This window comes from Streptococcus mitis (assembly GCF_003942775.1).
In the GTDB taxonomy this organism is placed as follows: Bacteria; Bacillota; Bacilli; order Lactobacillales; family Streptococcaceae; genus Streptococcus; species Streptococcus mitis_CN.
In genome coordinates this window covers 1-648 of sequence record NZ_RJNX01000028.1, presented here as the reverse complement: position 1 = coordinate 648, position 648 = coordinate 1, and the positions used below count along the sequence as shown (strand labels likewise).

Here is a 648-nt window from a genome sequence, read left to right as displayed (position 1 = left end):
CTCTTCAGCTGTTAAGTCGTTGTTCGCATCGATTTCTGCTTCCTTAGCTTTCAGCACATCGTCTATTGCTTTTTTAGCTGCTGGCTTAGCTACTGGCGTTGGAGTGACTGAGTCTACACTTGTTGCCCCATCATTTTTTGCTTGAGTAACTGCATCATTTGTTGTTGCGTTATCGATTGCTGTTTTCGCTGCGTCTGCTTTCGCTTTTGCATCTTCCTTAGCTTTTGCTTTTTCTTCAGCTGTTAAGTCGTTGTTCGCATCGATTTCTGCTTCCTTAGCTTTAAGCGCATCGTCTATTGCTTTTTTAGCCACTGGCTTAGCTTGCGCTGTTGGAGTGACTAAGTCTACACTTGTTGTTCCTGCAGTCTTAGCTTGTTCTACCGCATCGTTTGTTGTTGCGTTGTCGATTGCTGTTTTCGCTGCGTCTGCTTTCGCTTTTGCATCTTCCTTAGCTTTTGCTTTTTCTTCAGCTGTTAAGTCGTTGTTCGCATCGATTTCTGCTTCCTTAGCTTTCAGCGCATCGTCTATTGCTTTTTTAGCCGCTGGCTTAGCTTGCGCTGTTGGAGTGACTAAGTCTACACTTGTTGTTCCTGCAGTCTTAGCTTGTTCTACCGCATCGTTTGTTGTTGCGTTATCGATTGCTGTTTT

General features: G+C 44.3%; 1 protein-coding gene. It reads right to left on the bottom strand.

Annotated features, from left to right (window positions below; translation table 11 throughout):
* The coding region (locus D8848_RS10725; RefSeq protein WP_125450676.1) for a DUF1542 domain-containing protein at positions 1-648 on the bottom strand (648 nt) is incomplete at both ends.